General features: G+C 62.5%; 15 protein-coding genes. 10 read left to right on the top strand and 5 right to left on the bottom strand.

Annotation, left to right across the window (positions count from 1 at the left end; genetic code table 11):
- Positions 1–241: 241 nt before the first annotated feature.
- The 4 genes from FMA36_RS12210 to FMA36_RS12225 all read right to left on the bottom strand — a co-directional run bounded on the left by FMA36_RS12210 (position 242) and on the right by FMA36_RS12225 (position 3,607).
- Positions 242–787 (bottom strand): suppressor of fused domain protein, encoded by a 546-nt coding sequence (locus tag FMA36_RS12210; RefSeq protein WP_159262586.1) that lies wholly within the window; start codon positions 785–787, stop codon positions 242–244.
- A gap of 147 nt (positions 788–934) precedes the next feature.
- Positions 935–1,646 (bottom strand): IS5 family transposase gene (locus tag FMA36_RS12215; RefSeq protein WP_206065095.1). Its coding sequence is split into 2 segments (ribosomal slippage): positions 935–1,307 and positions 1,306–1,646, totalling 714 coding nucleotides; the frame shifts between segments, so codons are not numbered across the junction.
- Between the two features lie 291 nt (positions 1,647–1,937).
- Positions 1,938–3,032, bottom strand: a complete 1,095-nt coding sequence (locus FMA36_RS12220) for a D-alanine--D-alanine ligase (protein WP_159262588.1) — start codon at positions 3,030–3,032, stop codon at positions 1,938–1,940.
- On the bottom strand, positions 3,029–3,607 hold the full coding sequence (locus tag FMA36_RS12225) for a DedA family protein (protein WP_159263910.1): 579 nt from the start codon (positions 3,605–3,607) through the stop codon (positions 3,029–3,031). The genes FMA36_RS12220 and FMA36_RS12225 overlap by 4 nt, the downstream gene beginning before the upstream one ends.
- Before the next feature lie 282 nt (positions 3,608–3,889).
- On the opposite strand from FMA36_RS12225, the gene FMA36_RS12230 reads away from it, so the two are divergent.
- The 10 genes from FMA36_RS12230 (at position 3,890) to FMA36_RS12275 (ending at position 16,236) form a co-directional block, all read left to right on the top strand.
- Entirely contained in the window at positions 3,890–4,906 is a 1,017-nt protein-coding gene (locus tag FMA36_RS12230; RefSeq protein ID WP_167518027.1) for a lytic murein transglycosylase, read from the top strand.
- Positions 4,903–6,183, top strand: a complete 1,281-nt coding sequence (locus FMA36_RS12235) for a D-alanyl-D-alanine carboxypeptidase family protein (protein WP_159262590.1) — start codon at positions 4,903–4,905, stop codon at positions 6,181–6,183. The genes FMA36_RS12230 and FMA36_RS12235 overlap by 4 nt, the downstream gene beginning before the upstream one ends.
- A 3-nt stretch (positions 6,184–6,186) precedes the next feature.
- The gene (tmk, locus tag FMA36_RS12240) at positions 6,187–6,822 is read left to right on the top strand and encodes a dTMP kinase (protein ID WP_159262592.1); all 636 of its coding nucleotides are present in this window, start codon (positions 6,187–6,189) and stop codon (positions 6,820–6,822) included.
- Positions 6,815–7,777: a DNA polymerase III subunit delta' gene (locus FMA36_RS12245; RefSeq protein WP_159262594.1), complete on the top strand. Its 963-nt coding sequence runs from the start codon at positions 6,815–6,817 to the stop codon at positions 7,775–7,777. The genes tmk and FMA36_RS12245 overlap by 8 nt, the downstream gene beginning before the upstream one ends.
- Positions 7,774–9,312, top strand: a complete 1,539-nt coding sequence (gene metG, locus FMA36_RS12250) for a methionine--tRNA ligase (protein ID WP_159262595.1) — start codon at positions 7,774–7,776, stop codon at positions 9,310–9,312. The genes FMA36_RS12245 and metG overlap by 4 nt, the downstream gene beginning before the upstream one ends.
- The gene (locus FMA36_RS12255; RefSeq protein ID WP_159262596.1) at positions 9,309–10,106 is read left to right on the top strand and encodes a TatD family hydrolase; all 798 of its coding nucleotides are present in this window, start codon (positions 9,309–9,311) and stop codon (positions 10,104–10,106) included. Before metG ends, FMA36_RS12255 begins: the two co-directional genes overlap by 4 nt.
- A 4-nt stretch (positions 10,107–10,110) precedes the next feature.
- The gene (locus FMA36_RS12260; protein ID WP_159262598.1) at positions 10,111–10,896 is read left to right on the top strand and encodes an MBL fold metallo-hydrolase; all 786 of its coding nucleotides are present in this window, start codon (positions 10,111–10,113) and stop codon (positions 10,894–10,896) included.
- A 161-nt stretch (positions 10,897–11,057) separates the two neighbouring features.
- On the top strand, positions 11,058–12,560 hold the full coding sequence (gene guaB / locus FMA36_RS12265) for an IMP dehydrogenase (protein ID WP_159262600.1): 1,503 nt from the start codon (positions 11,058–11,060) through the stop codon (positions 12,558–12,560).
- A 38-nt stretch (positions 12,561–12,598) separates the two neighbouring features.
- Positions 12,599–13,897, top strand: coding sequence for an RsmB/NOP family class I SAM-dependent RNA methyltransferase (locus FMA36_RS12270; protein ID WP_159262602.1), 1,299 nt, complete (start codon positions 12,599–12,601; stop codon positions 13,895–13,897).
- 479 nt (positions 13,898–14,376) lie between these two features.
- Positions 14,377–16,236 carry a cation:proton antiporter gene (locus tag FMA36_RS12275; protein ID WP_159262604.1) on the top strand — a complete coding sequence of 620 codons (1,860 nt, stop codon included), beginning with the start codon at positions 14,377–14,379 and terminating at the stop codon, positions 16,234–16,236.
- On the opposite strand, the gene FMA36_RS12280 is transcribed toward FMA36_RS12275, so the two are convergent.
- Entirely contained in the window at positions 16,220–16,732 is a 513-nt protein-coding gene (locus FMA36_RS12280; protein WP_167518028.1) for a L,D-transpeptidase family protein, read from the bottom strand. The genes FMA36_RS12275 and FMA36_RS12280 overlap by 17 nt on opposite strands.
- Positions 16,733–16,813: the final 81 nt, after the last annotated feature.

The following is a 16,813-nucleotide window of genomic DNA, read 5'->3' on the forward strand; positions in this document are numbered from 1 at the left end:
CAGGTCGATGTTGCCTTTGACGGTGTCATCCTTCTCAAACAGTTTGGAAATGGCATGCCCCCGAGATGCTTATCATCCCATCAAATCCAAACCATAAAAATCTGAATCTCTCTTTTTATCAGTAATGAAAAGTGAGGGTATGCCATACACCAAGATCATGCAGTAAATAATTATGAATATAAATTTCCCCAATTACTCTTATTGTTACTATAATAATATTTTTTATATTTAATATCATATATTATCTAAATGGGTTATGTAAGTTTATATTATTATCGTCCCAATAATACTCTAAATAACGCCATCCTTTATTTTCAAGTATATCTTTTTCTGAATTTGTAATTGGAACAATCCATATTGCAAAAATTTCTATTTCAACCAGATTAATCTGAAATTCATCACTCCTGTATACTGGAAATGTGAAATATATCCCACATATATTATCATTTGACCATATATGATCAAATTTTTTAGGAAAAATAATAAAGCTTCCCCTCTTTGGAAATGGTATATTCCCCTCTATTAGCATCGATGCGTAGTAATCTAGAACCGATGCGGCATTTTCAGAAGCCAGATCTCCATCGAATTCCATAAACCACTCAGATTTTATATCTCTATTATTTAAAACATTACTCAATCCAAGCGTACTCACAAACTGTGTTTCAAATTTTTTTTTGTACTTAATTATTTGAACTTTCTTTTCTATTGTATTAAACATAGATAATTGGATATCACCAAATTCATGTTCAAAAATTAATGGCAATTCATTTTTTGAATTGTTTGTCATTATTTCTTCCACTACATTTACAATTTGAACATTCAAGAGATACACTCTCTTGATAAGAGTCCAGAACGTCCTTCCGTTTAATGCTATGATCAAATACTCTATTGGACCACGATGGATTATGACTCGCATCCCAATCCCTAGGGCCTGTTAGGGCTTGATCCAGTCTGCTGCGGCAGCGATGTGGATGACTGCGAGGAACGATGTTGCTGTTTTTTCGTATCTGGTTGCGACAGCGCGCCACTCCTTGAGGCGAGCCCAAAGGTTCTCGACAAGATGCCGACACCGATAGGCCCATTTTGGGCAGGCGACAGGCCCATCGCGTCGTTTCGCAGGAATGGCAGGAAGGCTGTCGAGCATGGCTGGAGCCAAGGGTAGTTCATGAGCCTGTCCATGGGCCAGCGCAAAACCGAAAGCTTTTCCATGTCCATCAGCGATCACGCAGACTTTTGTGCCATAGCCGCCGCGAGAACGGCCAAGCGCTTCACGATGGTCTCGCTCTTCGAAAGAGGCCCCTTTTTTGGGCTCCCGCCGCTTTGTGGTGAGCCCTGATGTTCGTGCCATCCAGAAAAGTCATGCCGAGTGCCACTCCCTGTTGGCCCTGAACCCGTTCGAGCAGGCGTTCCCACACACCCAGTTTCGCCCAGCGGATGAAAAGCTGTGCCGCGCGCCACCAAGGACCGGGTTCAGCGGGGATACTCCGCCATTTCGCGCCATTCTCATGACGCCAGAAGATCGCTGCTATCGTCCGCCGCAGATCATGTGGCAGCGTCTTGCCCTGCGGGCAAGACGCCTCAATCAGAGGTTCCCAGATCCCCCACGTCTCATCCGTAAAAGTGCCTGTTCCGTTTCCTTCTTCCATCCCTATAATATGAGAAGAAATTCAAGATCTAACAGGTCCTAGCCTTGGTTTCGTGTTCATGCTGCTGCCCGTGGGGGTTGGCCTGTGGTGGTTCGTCAAGACCCTGATTGCCATCATCCGTGGCATGCAGGCGCTGGGTCGTAACAGCCAAGCAACCTGTTCATGAAACTGGCTACCATGACCTGAAAAAGGGCATGCGTGGCCAGTTTTGCTTTATGTGGCTTTCCTGAAAAAACCGTCCCCACCCACCACGGGCGCATGCAGCAGGCGTGCTGCGTCGCTCGTGCCGCCTCAGTCGTTAAGCGGATAGGCGGCCATGAGTTTGCGCTGGCGCAGCCAGGATCGCAGCATGGCCATCGCGCCACTGCTTTTCCAGCCTTCGCGGCGCTTCTTGGCGCCGATGCGGAAGGTCTCGCCATAATGCAGGAACTGCGTGGCGTAGGCCTCGCGCAGGGTGGTACGCGCATCCCAGATATGGGTGGCCTCGGAGCCGACGCCATTGATTTCGATGATCTGGAAATCCTTGCCCTCGCGCAGATGGGCCAGACTTATGGCCTTGGCGTCGATACGGCCAAAATGAAAATCGGGAATGTCGCGCATGATCGCGTTCACCTGTGCCGTCAGTTCGGGCGTAATGTCGATGGCGCAGTCATGAAAGATCGAGCCCTTGCAGTGATTGCCCGCAAAAACGAGCGGCAGCGACTGGCCTGCGGGCGGCACTTCCTGCAGGCGCGGCCTGAGGCGGGGAATGTAGATCTGCGGTACGAGGCGGGTGCGCGGGTCGGCGTGGAGCAGTTCCTCCACCGTGGAGTGGCCATCGCCCGTAAGGCAGGGCACTTCCTTGTAGGTGAGGGAGGTGATGCGCCCCTGAGCCTCATCAGGGTGGCGGATGTAGAATATGCCCACCTCATGCCCGTAGGGGATCAGGTGCTGGAGCATGACCGCAACCCCGCGGCCAAAGGCGGCCAGGCCTTCGCGCAGGCTGTCGGCATCGCGCATGATGCGCACGCCCGTGCCATTGCACCCCACATCGGGCTTGAGCACGACAGGAAAGGACAGGCCCGCCTGCTCCATGGCGGCCAGCGCGCGGGTGGTGTCATTCTCGCCCGTGGTCAGCACCGCGTAGGGGGCGATCCATTTGCGCGCCTCGTCGCCTGCCATGTCCAGGATCGAGCTTTTGCTCTCGCCACACAGCCCGCCGGTCTCGATGCGGGGGTTGGCGGCGGTGGGCAGGCTGAAATCGCGGTAGCGCAGCCCGAGCACGATCCAGTACAGCACGATGGGGGTATAGAAGATCCAGCCGGGCCAGAACTCGAAGGCGGAAACCGTGGGGGCGGCAGGCTGCGCATCGGGCCGGGCGTTCACGGTGGTGGTGGTGTCGGTCATCTGGTCTCGTTACCCTGCAAACGTGCGATCATGCGGCTTATCAGAAGGATGGTCAGGACAAAACCGCCCATGCCCGCCCATTTCCACGTTCCCAGATGGTCGATCAGGAACTGCCCCACCTGGAGCGAGACGAGAAACAGCATGGTTGTCCAGATCAGCGTGGCTGCGATGGCGGCAATGCAGAACAGCCCGAACCGGGCATGGAAGAAACCACACGCGGTATAAAGCGGCAAGCGGGCACCGGGCACGAAGCGGCTGATGAACACGATGCGGAACACGTTGCGGTCGAACCATTTGCCCTCGCGCGCGCCGCCGGGCAGCGTGATCCACCGCCGCGCTGGCGGCCACAGGGCTGCCAGCCTGCCCATGCCATACAGCCCCATGTCACCCACCACGATGCCGATATACAGCGCCACCAGCGCCACCCACAGCGCTACATGGCCGGTGCGCACCTGCATTGCGGTCAGGATCGTGGCAGCATCCTCCAGTATGAAGGTGCCGACGATGATCGCCAGCGCCTGCATGAAGGGGGAGGCGCCCGCCGTGGCAAGGAAGGCTGTCAGCGACGCGGGCATGCAGCGCGCTTTTGCACATCCGGGCGGGGCGGGCGGGGTAAACCGTGGCTGGACAAGAACATGCCTTCTGGTCAGCCCGGCATGCGGGCGGGGCATGCGGGCAGGTAATTAAAGATCGGCCATCCGCCCAACGCGGGGCGGCGTCCGGCGTTCTTGTTGCATGCTTCGCCTATGGTCACAAACGCGAAATTATGTCGCATAATGTATCGCGCTGCCTGCCAGAGGGGCGCAGTCGCAAGTCAGAGATTGAAACGGGCGTGGTGGCGTGGCACAGCATCTGACATGCTCGTACGTCGTCGTCTCCTCCATACAGCCGCTGCTTCCCTTGCCGGGGCGGGTGCCGCGTGGCTGCTGCCCGCGCAGGCTGCGCGCCACAAGTCCCCTGCATTACCGGCGGGCGGCGGGGATTACCCTGGCTTTCTCGCCGCCATCCGGCGCGAGGCGAGTCGGCAGGGGCTGAACGCGCCTGCCGTGACCCAGGCGCTCGACCTGCAGGCGCCCAATGCGCAGGTGATCCAGCGCGACCACAACCAGCCGGAATTTCATCTGACCTGGGCGCAGTACCGCAGCCGCGTGCTCGGCGGGCGCAAGATCAGTGACGGGCGCACGGCCTTCGCCACCCAGCGCGGCGTGCTCGAGCAGCAGGTGCTGACCCGCTACAATGTCTCGCCCGGCGCGGTGATGGGCATCTGGGGGCTGGAATCGGGCTATGGCGCCATGACCGGCAAATTCAATGTGGTCGATGCGCTGTGCACGCTGGCCTTCGAGGGCAGGCGGGCACAGTTCTTCCATGATGAACTCTTTCACGCGCTTGCCATTCTCAATGCGGGCGACATCACGCCCGAACTCATGATCGGCAGCTATGCCGGCGCCATGGGCCAGCCGCAGTTCATGCCCAGCGCCTACCTGAAATATGCCGTGGATATTGATGGCGATGGCAGGCGCGACATCTGGCATTCCATCCCCGACATCTTCGGCTCCATCGCCAACTATCTGGCAGGTTCGGGCTGGGTGGGGGGCGAAAGCTGGGGGCAGGAAATCACCGTGCCCGACAGCGTGGCGCAATCCGAACTCGGGCGCACCCACACCCGCACCCATGCAGAGTGGATGGCCATGGGTGTGCGCCAGATGGGCGGCGCGCCCTTTGCCGACCCCACCACCACCGGCGCGGTGCTGCGCCCCGATGGGCCTGGGGGCGAGGCTTTCATGGTCTATCGCAATTTCGCCGCGATCCGTCGCTACAATCCTTCCGATTTCTATGCACTGGCCGTGGGCCTGCTCGGCAACGAAATCACGTGACGCCTTCCGTCACGCCAGTCGTGCGCGCGGCTGGCACCTACCGGACCAAGGACGCAATGCACACCCGACGTTTTCTTCTGGCTGGGGCCACCAGCCTTCTTGTTTCCTCTACGGCGCTTGCCGCACCTGCGGCCCGGCGCCGCCACCCTGCCGGTCCTGCCGCCGTTGATGCGGCAGCGCCTGTCGTTGCGTCCTCGCCTGCCAACAGCCTGATCGGCCCGATCGACACCATTGCGCGCTGGGCGTGCATTGTCGATTACACCACCGGCGCGGTCATTCTGGAGAAGGCGGCCGACGAACGCATGCCGCCCTCATCGCTGACCAAGATGATGACAGCCTATATCGTGTTCAGCATGCTGCGCGCGGGCAGGCTGACGCTGGAGCAGATGCTGCCGGTGAGCGAGAAGGCATGGCGCATGCAGGGCTCGAAGATGTTCGTGCCGCTCAACGGCACCGTGGCCGTGGCCGACCTGATCCAGGGCATGGTGATCCAGTCCGGCAATGATGCCTGCATCGTGCTGGCGGAAGGGGTGGCAGGCTCCGAGGACCAGTTTGTCAGCCTGATGAACGCACAGGCCGCACAGCTGGGCATGACCAATACCCATTTCCTCAACGCGACCGGCTGGCCGATGGACGGGCATTACATGTCCGCGCGCGACGTGGCGACCATCGCCATGCACCTGATCCATGATTACCCCGAATATTACCATTTCTTCTCGGAAAAGAGCTTCCGCTACAACAAGATCGCGCAGGAAAACCGCAACGCGCTGGTGGTCAAGGGCGTGGCTGACGGACTCAAGACCGGCCACACCGATGCCGGTGGCTTCGGCCTGTGCGCAAGTGCCGAGCGCGGCGGCAACCGCGTGGTCATGGCCATCAACGGCCTGCCCAGCAGCAACGCGCGCGCCAATGAGGGCGAGCGTCTGTTCGAGTGGTCGTTCGTCAATTTCGAGAACGCGACCCTGCTTCATAATGGTGCTGTGGTGGAGCATGCCCCGGTCTGGCTGGGGCAGGCGCCCACCGTGCCGCTGGTGGCCACCCGTGATGTCACGCTCACCCTGCCGCATGGCTGGCAGAACCGGGTGCATGTGAGCATGGACTACCGCAGCCCCGTGGCCGCCCCTGTAACCGCAGGCCAGCAGCTTGGCGAGATGGTGATTGCCAATACGGGTCTTGCCGAGATCCGCATTCCGCTGGTGGCGGGTGCCGATGTGCCGCGCCTTGGCCTGATGGGCCGCGCCACGGCGGTGCTGGGCCGCAAGCTGGGGCATGGCTAGGCCATGACGGGCCTGTTCATTACGCTTGAAGGCGGCGAGGGGGCGGGCAAGTCCACCCAGGCGCGGCTGCTGGCCGAATCCCTGCGCGCGCAGGGTCATGAGGTGGACCTTACCCGCGAGCCGGGTGGCACGCCGGGGGCGGAGGCGCTGCGCGAGCTGCTGCTGTTTGGCGGGCACGGCCTTTCGGCCCGGGCCGAGGTCATGGCCCATTTCGCCGCCCGCGCCGACCATGTCGAGCAGCGCATCGCGCCCATGCTGGCCCGTGGCGGCGTGGTGATCTGTGATCGCTTTGCCGATTCAACCGAGGCCTATCAGGGCTACGGCCTGAGCCATGGCGACCCCGCCATGCTGGGCCTGATCGCCACCCTGCGTGGCCTGATTCCGGTGGTGCCTGACCTGACATTCATGCTCGAGGTGCCGCCCGCGGTGGCCGGGGCGCGTCTGGCCGGGCGGGGCAATGCCCGCACCGATCGCTATGAGGCGGAGGGAGCAGCCTTCCATGCCCGCGTGGCCGAGGGCTTTGATGCCATTGCCCGGCGCGATGCCACGCGCTGCCGCCGCATTGATGCAAGTGGCACGACGCAGGCGGTGCAGCAGGCCCTGCGCGATGTCGTAACGCCGCTGCTGCCCCATGCCTGATCCGCGCACCTGCCGCCATCTGCTGGGTCATGATGCCGCATGGCGGGAATTCCAGGCGGTCATGCGCACGGGGCGGCTGCACCATGCCTGGCTGCTGACCGGACCGGAGGGCATCGGCAAGGCCAGTATGGCCTTTCTCATGGCCCGCGCCCTGCTGCGGGCCGAGGACCATGACAGCCCGGTGGGCCGTCGTGTCACCGCAGGCACCCATGCCGACCTGCTGGTCATCGCGCGTGGCATGGATGAAAAGCGCAATCGTCTGCGCCGCGAGATCGTGGGCGATGACATCCGCCCCATTGGCGCCTTCCTGCGGCGCACGGCAGCCGAGGGCGGCTGGCGGGTGGTGATTGTCGATGGCGCGGAATACATGAACCGCACGGCGGCCAATGCCATTCTCAAGATTCTGGAAGAACCGCCCGAGCGCGCCATCCTGATCCTGACCACAGCCGTGCCCGGCCGCCTGCTGCCCACCATCCGCAGCCGCTGCCGGGTGCTGGGCCTGTCCGCCCTTGATGAAGCGACAATGCGCACCGTGCTGGCCGCCATGCCCGATGCACCCCGGCATGATGCGATCGAGGCCATCATTCCGCTCGCGCATGGCGCGCCGGGCAAGGCGCTCGAACTGCTTGGCGGCGATGGTCCGGCCCTGTCGCGGCTGGTGGCCGGGGTGATGGCGGGCACGGCAGGCGAGGGGGCGGAGTATGACATTGCAGCACAGGTCACAAAACGGGAAAATGACTTTTGCGTCTTTTTCGATCTGCTGTGTGATGCCATATCTCAAAAGGCACGTGCCTTGGCCGCCAATACGGACAGGGTGCAAAAAGCGGATCTGCGCCCGGCCCGTCTGGCCCTGCTGTGGCAGGACATGATGCGGCTGCGCGCGGAGACGGAACAGTTCAATCTGGATAAACAGCAGGCGGTCCTTACGGCCCTTGCGCGGGTGAGTGAAACATGACACGGCGCTACTACGTCACAACACCAATCTATTACGTGAACGGGGCGCCTCATATCGGCCACGCCTACACCTCGGTTGCAGCCGACGTGATTGCCCGCTTCAAGCGGCTGGCAGGCTTTGACGTATTCTTCCTGACCGGCACCGACGAGCACGGCCAGAAGGTGGAGCAGGCTGCCGGGGCAAAGGGCATGCAGCCGCAGGCCTTTGCCGATGCCGTCGCGGCCGATTTCCGCGATATGTACGACAAGATGGACATCTCGTATGATGACTTCATCCGCACTACCGAGCCGCGCCATGTGCAGGCGGCGCAGGCGCTGTGGAAGAAGCTCGAGGAAAACGGCCACATCTACCTCGATGCCTATGAAGGCTGGTACGCAACCCGCGATGAATGCTTCTATGGCGAGGAAGAACTGATCGACGGACCCGAAGGCAAAAAGGTTGCCCCCACGGGCGCTGCCGTTGAGTGGGTGAAGGAGCCGTCCTACTTTTTCAACCTGTCCAAATTCAGTGACAGGCTGCTTGAACTCTATGAAACCCGCCCCGGCTTCATCGAGCCGCAGAGCCGCCGTAACGAGGTGAAGAGCTTCGTGAAGCAGGGATTGCGCGACCTGTCCGTCAGCCGCACCAGCTTCAACTGGGGCATTCCCGTGCCGGGCGACCCCAAGCATGTAATGTATGTGTGGGTTGATGCGCTGGCCAACTACCTCTCTGCCGTGGGCTACCCCGACGAGACGGCGGCGCGGTGGGATTTCTGGCCGCCCAACCTGCATCTTGTGGGCAAGGATATCCTGCGCTTTCACGCCATCTACTGGCCCGCGCTGCTCATGGCAGCCGACCTGCCATTGCCCGAGCGCGTGTTCTCGCATGGCTGGTGGACCATCGAAGGCCAGAAGATGAGCAAATCGCTGGGCAATGTGGTGGACCCGCGCGACCTGGTGAAAACCTTCGGCCTCGACCCCATCCGCTTCTTCCTGATGCGCGAGATGCCTTTTGGCGGTGACAGCGATCTGAGCAGGCGCGCCATCATCACGCGCATGAATGTCGAGCTGGCCAATGACCTCGGCAACCTTGCCCAGCGCACGCTCTCGCAGGTTGCACGCAACTGCGAAGGCAGATTGCCCGCACAGGGCAAACATACCGATGAGGACCGCGAACTGCTGGCCACCGCCAGCCTGCTGCCCGACATCATGCACCAGCAGATCGACCGGCAGGCCCTGACCGATGCGCTGGAGGAAGTGTGGAAGCTGATCCGCGCGTGCAATGCCTATATCGACCATCAGGCGCCGTGGAAGCTCAAGAAAACCGACCCCGAACGCATGGCCGACGTGCTGCGCGTGCTGACCGATGCGCAGCGGGTCATCGCCACCGTGCTCCAGCCCTACATGCCCGGCAGCATGGACAAAATGCTCACTCAGCTTGGCGTGGAAGAAGGCGAGCGTGATTTTGCCGCCCTCGATACCCCGCTGCCCGCAGGCCGCGTGCTGCCCAAGCCGGAGGGCGTCTTTCCGCGTTATGAGGAGCCGGAGGCATCATGACCCGCACGGGACTGACCGACTCCCACTGCCATCTCGACCACTTCTCCGCTGAAGAAATGCCTGAAGTCCTGGCCCGCACGCGCGCAGCCGGGGTGGACGGGCTGGTGACCATCGGCACACGGCTGTCACGCGCGGAGCAGCAGAAGGCGCTCGCCACGCTCGATGCGCCGGACCTGCGGGTGTGGTGCACTATCGGCACCCATCCCGACCATGTGGATGAGGAGGCGCTGCCGACTGGCGCCGAACTCGCGGCCATGGCCGATGATGCCCGCGTGGTGGGCCTTGGCGAGAGCGGGCTGGACTACTTTCACGGCCAAAAAGATGTCCGCCCCCGCCAGCAGGAAAGCTTTCGGGTGCATATAGACGCCGCCCGCCGCACTGGCCTGCCGCTGGTCATCCACACCCGTGAGGCTGATGACGACACGCTGGCCATTTTGCGTGACGAGACCGGGGCACGGGGTGCGTTTCCGTTCCTGATTCACTGCTTCTCATCCGGGCCGGAGCTGGCACGGGGCGCGCTGGAGCTGGGGGGGTATATCAGCTTTTCGGGCATCGCCACCTTTAACCGCGCGCAGGCGGTGCGTGATGTGGCGGCATCCGTGCCTGCTGACCGGCTGCTGGTCGAGACCGATTCGCCCTACCTTGCCCCGGTGCCAAAACGCGGCAAGCGCAACGAGCCGGGTTACGTGGCCTATACTGCCCGCATGCTGGCCGAACTGCGCGGCATGGAGGACGCGGCATTTGCCGAGATGACCACGCGCAATTTCAGTCGACTGTTCACACAGGCGGTATAACGGCATGGACATGATCATACTGGGCTGCGGCGGTTCGGCGGGCGTGCCCATGCTGGGCGGGCCTGACGGGGCAGGGGAGTGGGGCGAATGCGACCCGACCGAGCCGCGCAACCGCCGCACGCGGGCCTCGGTGCTGATCGATGACGGTCCGGGCCGCAGGCTGCTTGTCGATACGGGGCCGGATCTGCGCGCGCAGTTCCTGGCGCAGCGCATCGGCATGATCGATGCCGTGGTCTACACCCATGCCCATGCCGACCATATTCTGGGGCTCGATGAACTGCGTGCCATCAACCGCATCATCAACGGCGCGATTCCCATCTACGGCACGGCGGAAGTGCTGGACGAGATCCGCACCCGCTTCGATTACGCCTTCCGCCCCTGGACGCCGCCCGCCATCTTCCGCCCCATATTCGACGTGAATGTCGTAAGCCTGCCCTCCACGCAGGTCATGGCCGGGATGGAGGTGCAGGTTTTTGCCCAGACCCATGGCCGCACCGAAACGCTGGGCCTGCGCGCGGGGCCGATGGCCTACTGCACCGACGTGGCCGAGATGGACGCGCACGCCCTTGCCGTGCTGCGCGGGGTCGATACGTGGGTGGTGGACTGCTTCCAGCGCGCCACTCACCCTTCGCATGGCTGGCTGGAGCGCGTGCTGCAATGGCGCGAGGTCATACAGCCGCGCCGCACCGTGCTGACCCATATGGGGCCGGATATGGACTGGGCATGGATGCAGGCCAACCTGCCCGAAGGGGTCGAGGCCGCGTATGACGGCCTGCGCCTGACAGCGTAAAGGCAGCCTGCCGGGTGTTTTTTTGCCCTGCATGGGCAGAAAGCGCATGAAGCCCGCGCGTAATGCTTGCCAGCGCCTGCTTAGCCCCCTAAGAGGGGGCGCCAACGGTCGGTGACCCGAGGCGCGGGGTAGCCGCCATCTGCTGACGAGGGCCCTGCATCATGTCTTCCATTTCAAAAACTACATCGACTTCCCGGCTTGAGGATCGCATCCGCGAGGCCCTCGCTTTTGATGACGTGCTGGTCGTTCCCGATGAATCGAGCGTGCTGCCTTCGCAGACATCGACAAAAACCCGGCTGACCCGCAAGATCACCCTCAATATTCCGCTGATTTCCTCGGCCATGGACACCGTGACCGAAGATAATATGGCCATCGCCATGGCGCAGAACGGTGGCCTGGGCGTCATTCATAAAAACCTGACCATCGAGCAGCAGGCCGAGCAGGTCCGCCGCGTCAAGCGCTTCGAATCGGGCATGGTGGTCAACCCGGTTACCGTCTATCCTGACCAGACACTGGCTGAAGTGAACGCCACCATGTCGCGCCACGGCATCAGCGGCCTGCCGGTGGTCGAGCGCGAGACCAACCGCCTCGTGGGCATCCTGACCAACCGCGACGTGCGCTTCGCAACCGACCCCGCCCAGCGCGTGTATGAACTCATGACGCGCGAAAACCTCGTGACCGTGCGCAACGGCGTGGACCGCGACCAGGCCCGCCAGCTCCTGCACCGCCACCGCATTGAAAAGCTGCTGGTCGTTGATGACGAGGACCGCTGCATTGGCCTCATCACCGTCAAGGACATGGACCGCGCGGTGCAGTACCCGCAGGCCAACAAGGACAGCCTTGGCCGCCTGCTGTGCGCCGCCGCCACCGGCGTGGGCGACGATGGCGTGGCCCGTGCACGTGAACTGATCGCGGCAGGCGTGGACGTGGTGGTGATCGATACCGCCCATGGCCATTCGGCAGGCGTGCTGAAAAGCATCGAGCGCATCCGCGCCATCGAGAACGATATCCAGATCATCGCGGGCAATGTCGCAACACCCGAGGCTGCGCAGGCGCTGATCGGCGCGGGCGCTGACTGCGTGAAGGTGGGCATCGGCCCCGGCTCGATCTGCACCACGCGCGTGGTGGCGGGCGTGGGCGTGCCGCAGTTCTCCGCCGTGATGGAAACCTCGGCCGCGTGCCATGAGCTTGATGTGCCCGCCATTGCCGATGGCGGCGTGCGCACCTCGGGCGATATCGTGAAGGCGATCGGTGCGGGCGCTGACGTGGTCATGATCGGCTCGCTGCTTGCCGGCACGGAAGAGGCGCCGGGCGAGGTGTTCCTGTATCAGGGCCGGACCTACAAGTCCTATCGTGGCATGGGCAGCCTTGGCGCCATGTCGCGCGGGTCGGCAGACCGCTACTTCCAGCAGGACATCAAGGACACGCACAAGATGGTGCCCGAGGGCATCGAGGGCCGCGTGGCCTACAAGGGCGCGATGGGTGCCGTGGTGCACCAGCTCGTGGGCGGCCTGCGCGCGGGCATGGGCTATACCGGCTCGGCCACCATTGCCGACCTGCAGACCCGCGCGCGCTTCCGCCGCATTACCGGCGCGGGCCTGCGCGAGAGCCATGTGCATGACGTGTCCATCACGCGTGAAGCCCCGAACTACCGGCAGGACTGATCCTGCCGGCCTTCTCCACAATAACGGTTCCCTGATTCATGACACCCAGCGCACGGCTTTCCGCCGCCATTGACCTGCTTGCCGCAATGGAGGCCACGCCGCAGCGCCCCGCCGATGCGCTGGCCAATGCCTTCTTTCGTGAACGGCGTTATATTGGCGGCGGCGACCGCCGGGCCATCTCGGCACGCGTGTGGCGCGTGCTGCGGCACTGGCGCAGGCTGCACTGGTGGATTGAACGCGTGGGGGGCAAGGTCACGCCCCGCACGCTGGTGCTGGCCATGATGGCGCTCGACCCCGATGCGCGTGAAAACCCGCAACATCTCTTTACGGGCGAGCGCTACGCGCCGCTGGGGCTGATTGGCTCCGAGAGCAGCCTTTATACGCAGCTTGAGGGGCAGGGGCTGCTGCACCCCGACATGCCGGCCGCCGTGCGGCTGGAAGTGCCGGACTGGCTGCTGCCCCGCCTTGAACGCGCTTTTGGCGAAGGGCTGGAAGCCGAACTCGCCGCCATGGATGGCGAGGCGACGCTGGACCTGCGGGTCAACCTGCTCAAATCCGACCGCCCCACCGCGCAGGCTGCCCTTGAGGGGGAGGGCATCCATGCGGTTGATACCACGCTCTCGCCCTGGGGGCTGCGGGTTGCGGGTCGCCAGCCCATTACGTCATGCGCGGCCTTTCGTAGCGGGCTGATCGAAATCCAGGATGAAGGCAGCCAGCTTGTTGTCGCTGCCGTGGGTGCGCGGCCGGGCATGCGCGTGCTCGATTACTGCGCAGGTGCTGCGGGCAAGACGCTGGGCATGGCCATGACCATGGAGAACCGTGGGCATATCGTGGCGTGCGATGTGTCCGAGCCCCGGCTGGAGGGCGCAGTGCGCCGCCTGCGCCGCGCGGGCGTGCATAATGCCGAGCGCCACCTGCTGGTGGCAGGCGACCGCTGGGCGCGCCGCCGCAGTGGCAGCTTTGACCGCGTACTGGTCGATGCGCCGTGCACCGGCACTGGCACATGGCGGCGCAACCCCGATGCCCGCCTGCGCCTGCGCGAGCAGGATCTTGTGGAACTGACCGAAAAGCAGGCCGCGATCATGGACCGCGCCGCAGCCCTTGTGCGGCCGGGCGGGCGGATGGTCTATGCCACCTGCTCCGTGCTGCGCGAGGAAAATGGCGACCAGATCGCAGCCTTTCTGGCCCGCAACCCAGCCTTCTCGCTGGTCGTGCCCGATGGCACGGAGGATGATCTGCCTGCAGGGCTGAGCAGGGACGGGCAGGTCAGCCTTACGCCGCGCCAGCACCATACGGATGGCTTTTTCGCCGCCATCATGCAGCGTGAAGCGGGCTGAAACCGTTATTCCGGAATAAAAAGAAAAGTTTTTGGGTGTCGCTTTTTTTAAGGCGACGTTCCTGAAGCTTTTTGAAAAAAGCTTCACCAAAAACTTTTATAATTTCAGGGTATTATGAGGTCCGTCTTTTCAAGAAGGCGGTATTTTATGGCATCCTGTGCCCGTCCTGTAGGGGTGAAGGCAGCCATCAACAAAGCGTCAGCACAACAAAAGAAAGTCAAAGCGCGCCTGCGGGGTCTTTAACATTCGCGCCGTATTCTGTTGCGGCAAGAAATATTTTTGGCTTATCTATGACGGGCTGGTTCTGGTTTCCTGTCCTGAGGCGTTATTGTTGCACATATACAGTGTCATGTGCCGAAGCTGACGGGATCATGGATGCGGCGCAGGCATGGGCGTGCGCGGGCCTGAGGGGGCGTTCCCCTCCATGATCGACCGGCAGGCTGGCACCAGCGCCATTTGCAACATTATGGGACATCGGGATGCAGGCAACAAACCTGGCAATTGGAATTCTGTTCGTGCTAGGCGGCGGCATTGCGGCCCAATGGGTGGCGTGGCGCTTCAAGCTGCCTGCCATCGTGCTGCTGTTCGCCCTCGGGCTGATCTGCGGACCGGGGCTTGGCATCCTGCATCCGGCCACGGCCATCGGGCCGTATTTCCACCCGCTTGTTTCCATGGCCGTGGCGTTCATCGTGTTCGAGGGCGGGCTGGCGCTTGACCTGCGGCAGTGGCGTGAATCGGGCGAGGGCGTGCTGCGCCTGACGGCTGCCGCCCTGCCCATCAACTGGGTGCTCGGCTCGCTGGCCGCGCATTACGTGGGGCATCTGAACTGGGGCACGGCGTGGCTGTTCGGCGCCATTGTGGTGGTGACGGGGCCCACCGTAGTGCTGCCCCTGCTGCGCCACACCAAGCTGCGGCCAAGGGTGGCGGCCTTCCTGCGGTGGGAGGCGATCGTGAACGATCCCATCGCTGCCATTCTGGCAACCCTGATGCTGGAATGCCTGCTGATCAGTTCCAGCCACACATCCGATGCGTCGCTTGCAGCGGTGGAAATCGGGCCGCACCTGCTGTTTGCCACCATGTTTTCCATCGGGTGCGGCATTTTGCCTGCCCTGCTCATCAAGTTCCTTTCGGCGCGCGACCTGCTGCCCGAGATCCTGCGCATTCCCATGATCCTGGCCTTCGCCATGGGGGTTGCGGCCGTGTGCAACCTGCTCATGCAGGGCGCGGGCCTCATGGCGGCCACCGTGTTCGGCATGGCGCTGGCCAATCTGCACGTGACCGGCATGTCGGAGCTCCAGCGCATCAAGGAATCGCTGGGCGTGATCGTGGTTTCGTGCCTGTTCGTGCTGCTGACGGCGGATCTGCAGCGCACGGTGCTGTCCGAGCTGTCCTGGCCGATCATGGCGCTCACGTTCACGGTCATGTTCGTAGTAAGGCCGCTGGGCATCTATCTCTCCACCATCGGGGCGAGCATGTCGTGGCAGGAGCGGCTGTTCGTGGGCTGGATCGCGCCGCGCGGCATCGTGGCCGCCGCCGTGTCCGGCGTGGTGGGGCTGCAGTTGCAGGAGGCCGGTTACGCGGGGGCCAACATGATCACGCCCGCCGTGTTCGCGCTGATCGCCTCGACCATGATCCTGCATGGCTTCTCGCTCAGGCCGCTGGCGCGCGCGCTCAGGCTGACCCTGTCCGATGAGCCGGCACTGGCCATCATGGGGGCCAATGCGTGGTCCACCAACCTGGCCCGTGTGGTGCATGACCGGGGTGTGCCGGTGCTGCTGGTCGATACGTATGCGCCCGCGCTCAACAAGGCGGCGGGGCTGGGCATACCGGTGCTGCGCGCCGAACTGCTCTCGGTCGAGGGGCAGGAAAGCCTTGAGGAACGCCCTGCCGATTACCTGATCGCCACCACGCCGGATGCCATCTATAACGGCCTGGTCTGCGCGCGCATGGCGCCAGATCTGGGGCGGCAGCGCGTGTTTCAGGTCAGTCCGGGTATTGCGCGGCTGGACCTGTATCACGGGCTGAGCCGGGATTCGCGCGGCAAGGTGCTGGGCGAGCCTGCATGGAATTTCTCGCTCATCGATTCCCGCTACGCCAAGGGCTGGCGCTTTGGCAGCTATATTGCCGATGAAACCATCAGCGAAACCCAGCTGACCGATGGCCCGGCCATGCTGTTCATGATTATTCGCAAGGGTACGGCGATCTGGGTTTTCTCTGCCGAAGATGCGATTCCGGCCGAACCGGCTGAGGGTGACATCATCGTGCTGTTCATGCCGCCGGGGCAGGATGCCACCCGCACGGACCTGCCCGTGGTCGATGGGCCTATTCCGGCGGCCTGACCTCGATTTCCGCAAGGCCCGCAGCGAGCAGATGGCGCAGTGCGGGCTCGGGCAGGGCGATGCAGCCTTCCGTGGGCCTGCCCCCCTTTGGCGGCAGGTGGAGGAAGATGGCCGACCCCGCACCGGAATGGACAGGCGCGTCGTTATAACCAAGCACCACCACAATGTCGTAAACGTGATCCTCGCGCCACAGGCGCTCGTGCCGGGCCGGGTGGGGCAGGGTGACATGGCGGTTGTAATCGGGGCTGGAGGGGTCATCGCACCAGCCATCAAGCGGCGAGAGGGGTTCGACGGGCAGATGACAAACAGGTGATGCCACCCGGTCGGCGCGATAGAACACGCGCCGCAATGGCAGAATACCGGCAGGCGTTGCGTGATCTCCCTCGATTTTGCGGGTTTTTACGCCGCCCGCGCCGATGATGGCGGGCATAATTTCGCGAATGCAATGCAGTTGTGCATCCAGCCCTGTATTCGTTTGCAAAATAGCGCGTATCATGAATTCCTCTGGATCGGGTCGTATTTATGTTATCTCCGGCCTCATCCGGTCTGCATACGGCATCGGGGCCGGCGGGTCATG

The organism is Komagataeibacter xylinus, from assembly GCF_009834365.1.
GTDB classification, from domain to species: Bacteria; Pseudomonadota; Alphaproteobacteria; order Acetobacterales; family Acetobacteraceae; genus Komagataeibacter; species Komagataeibacter xylinus_D.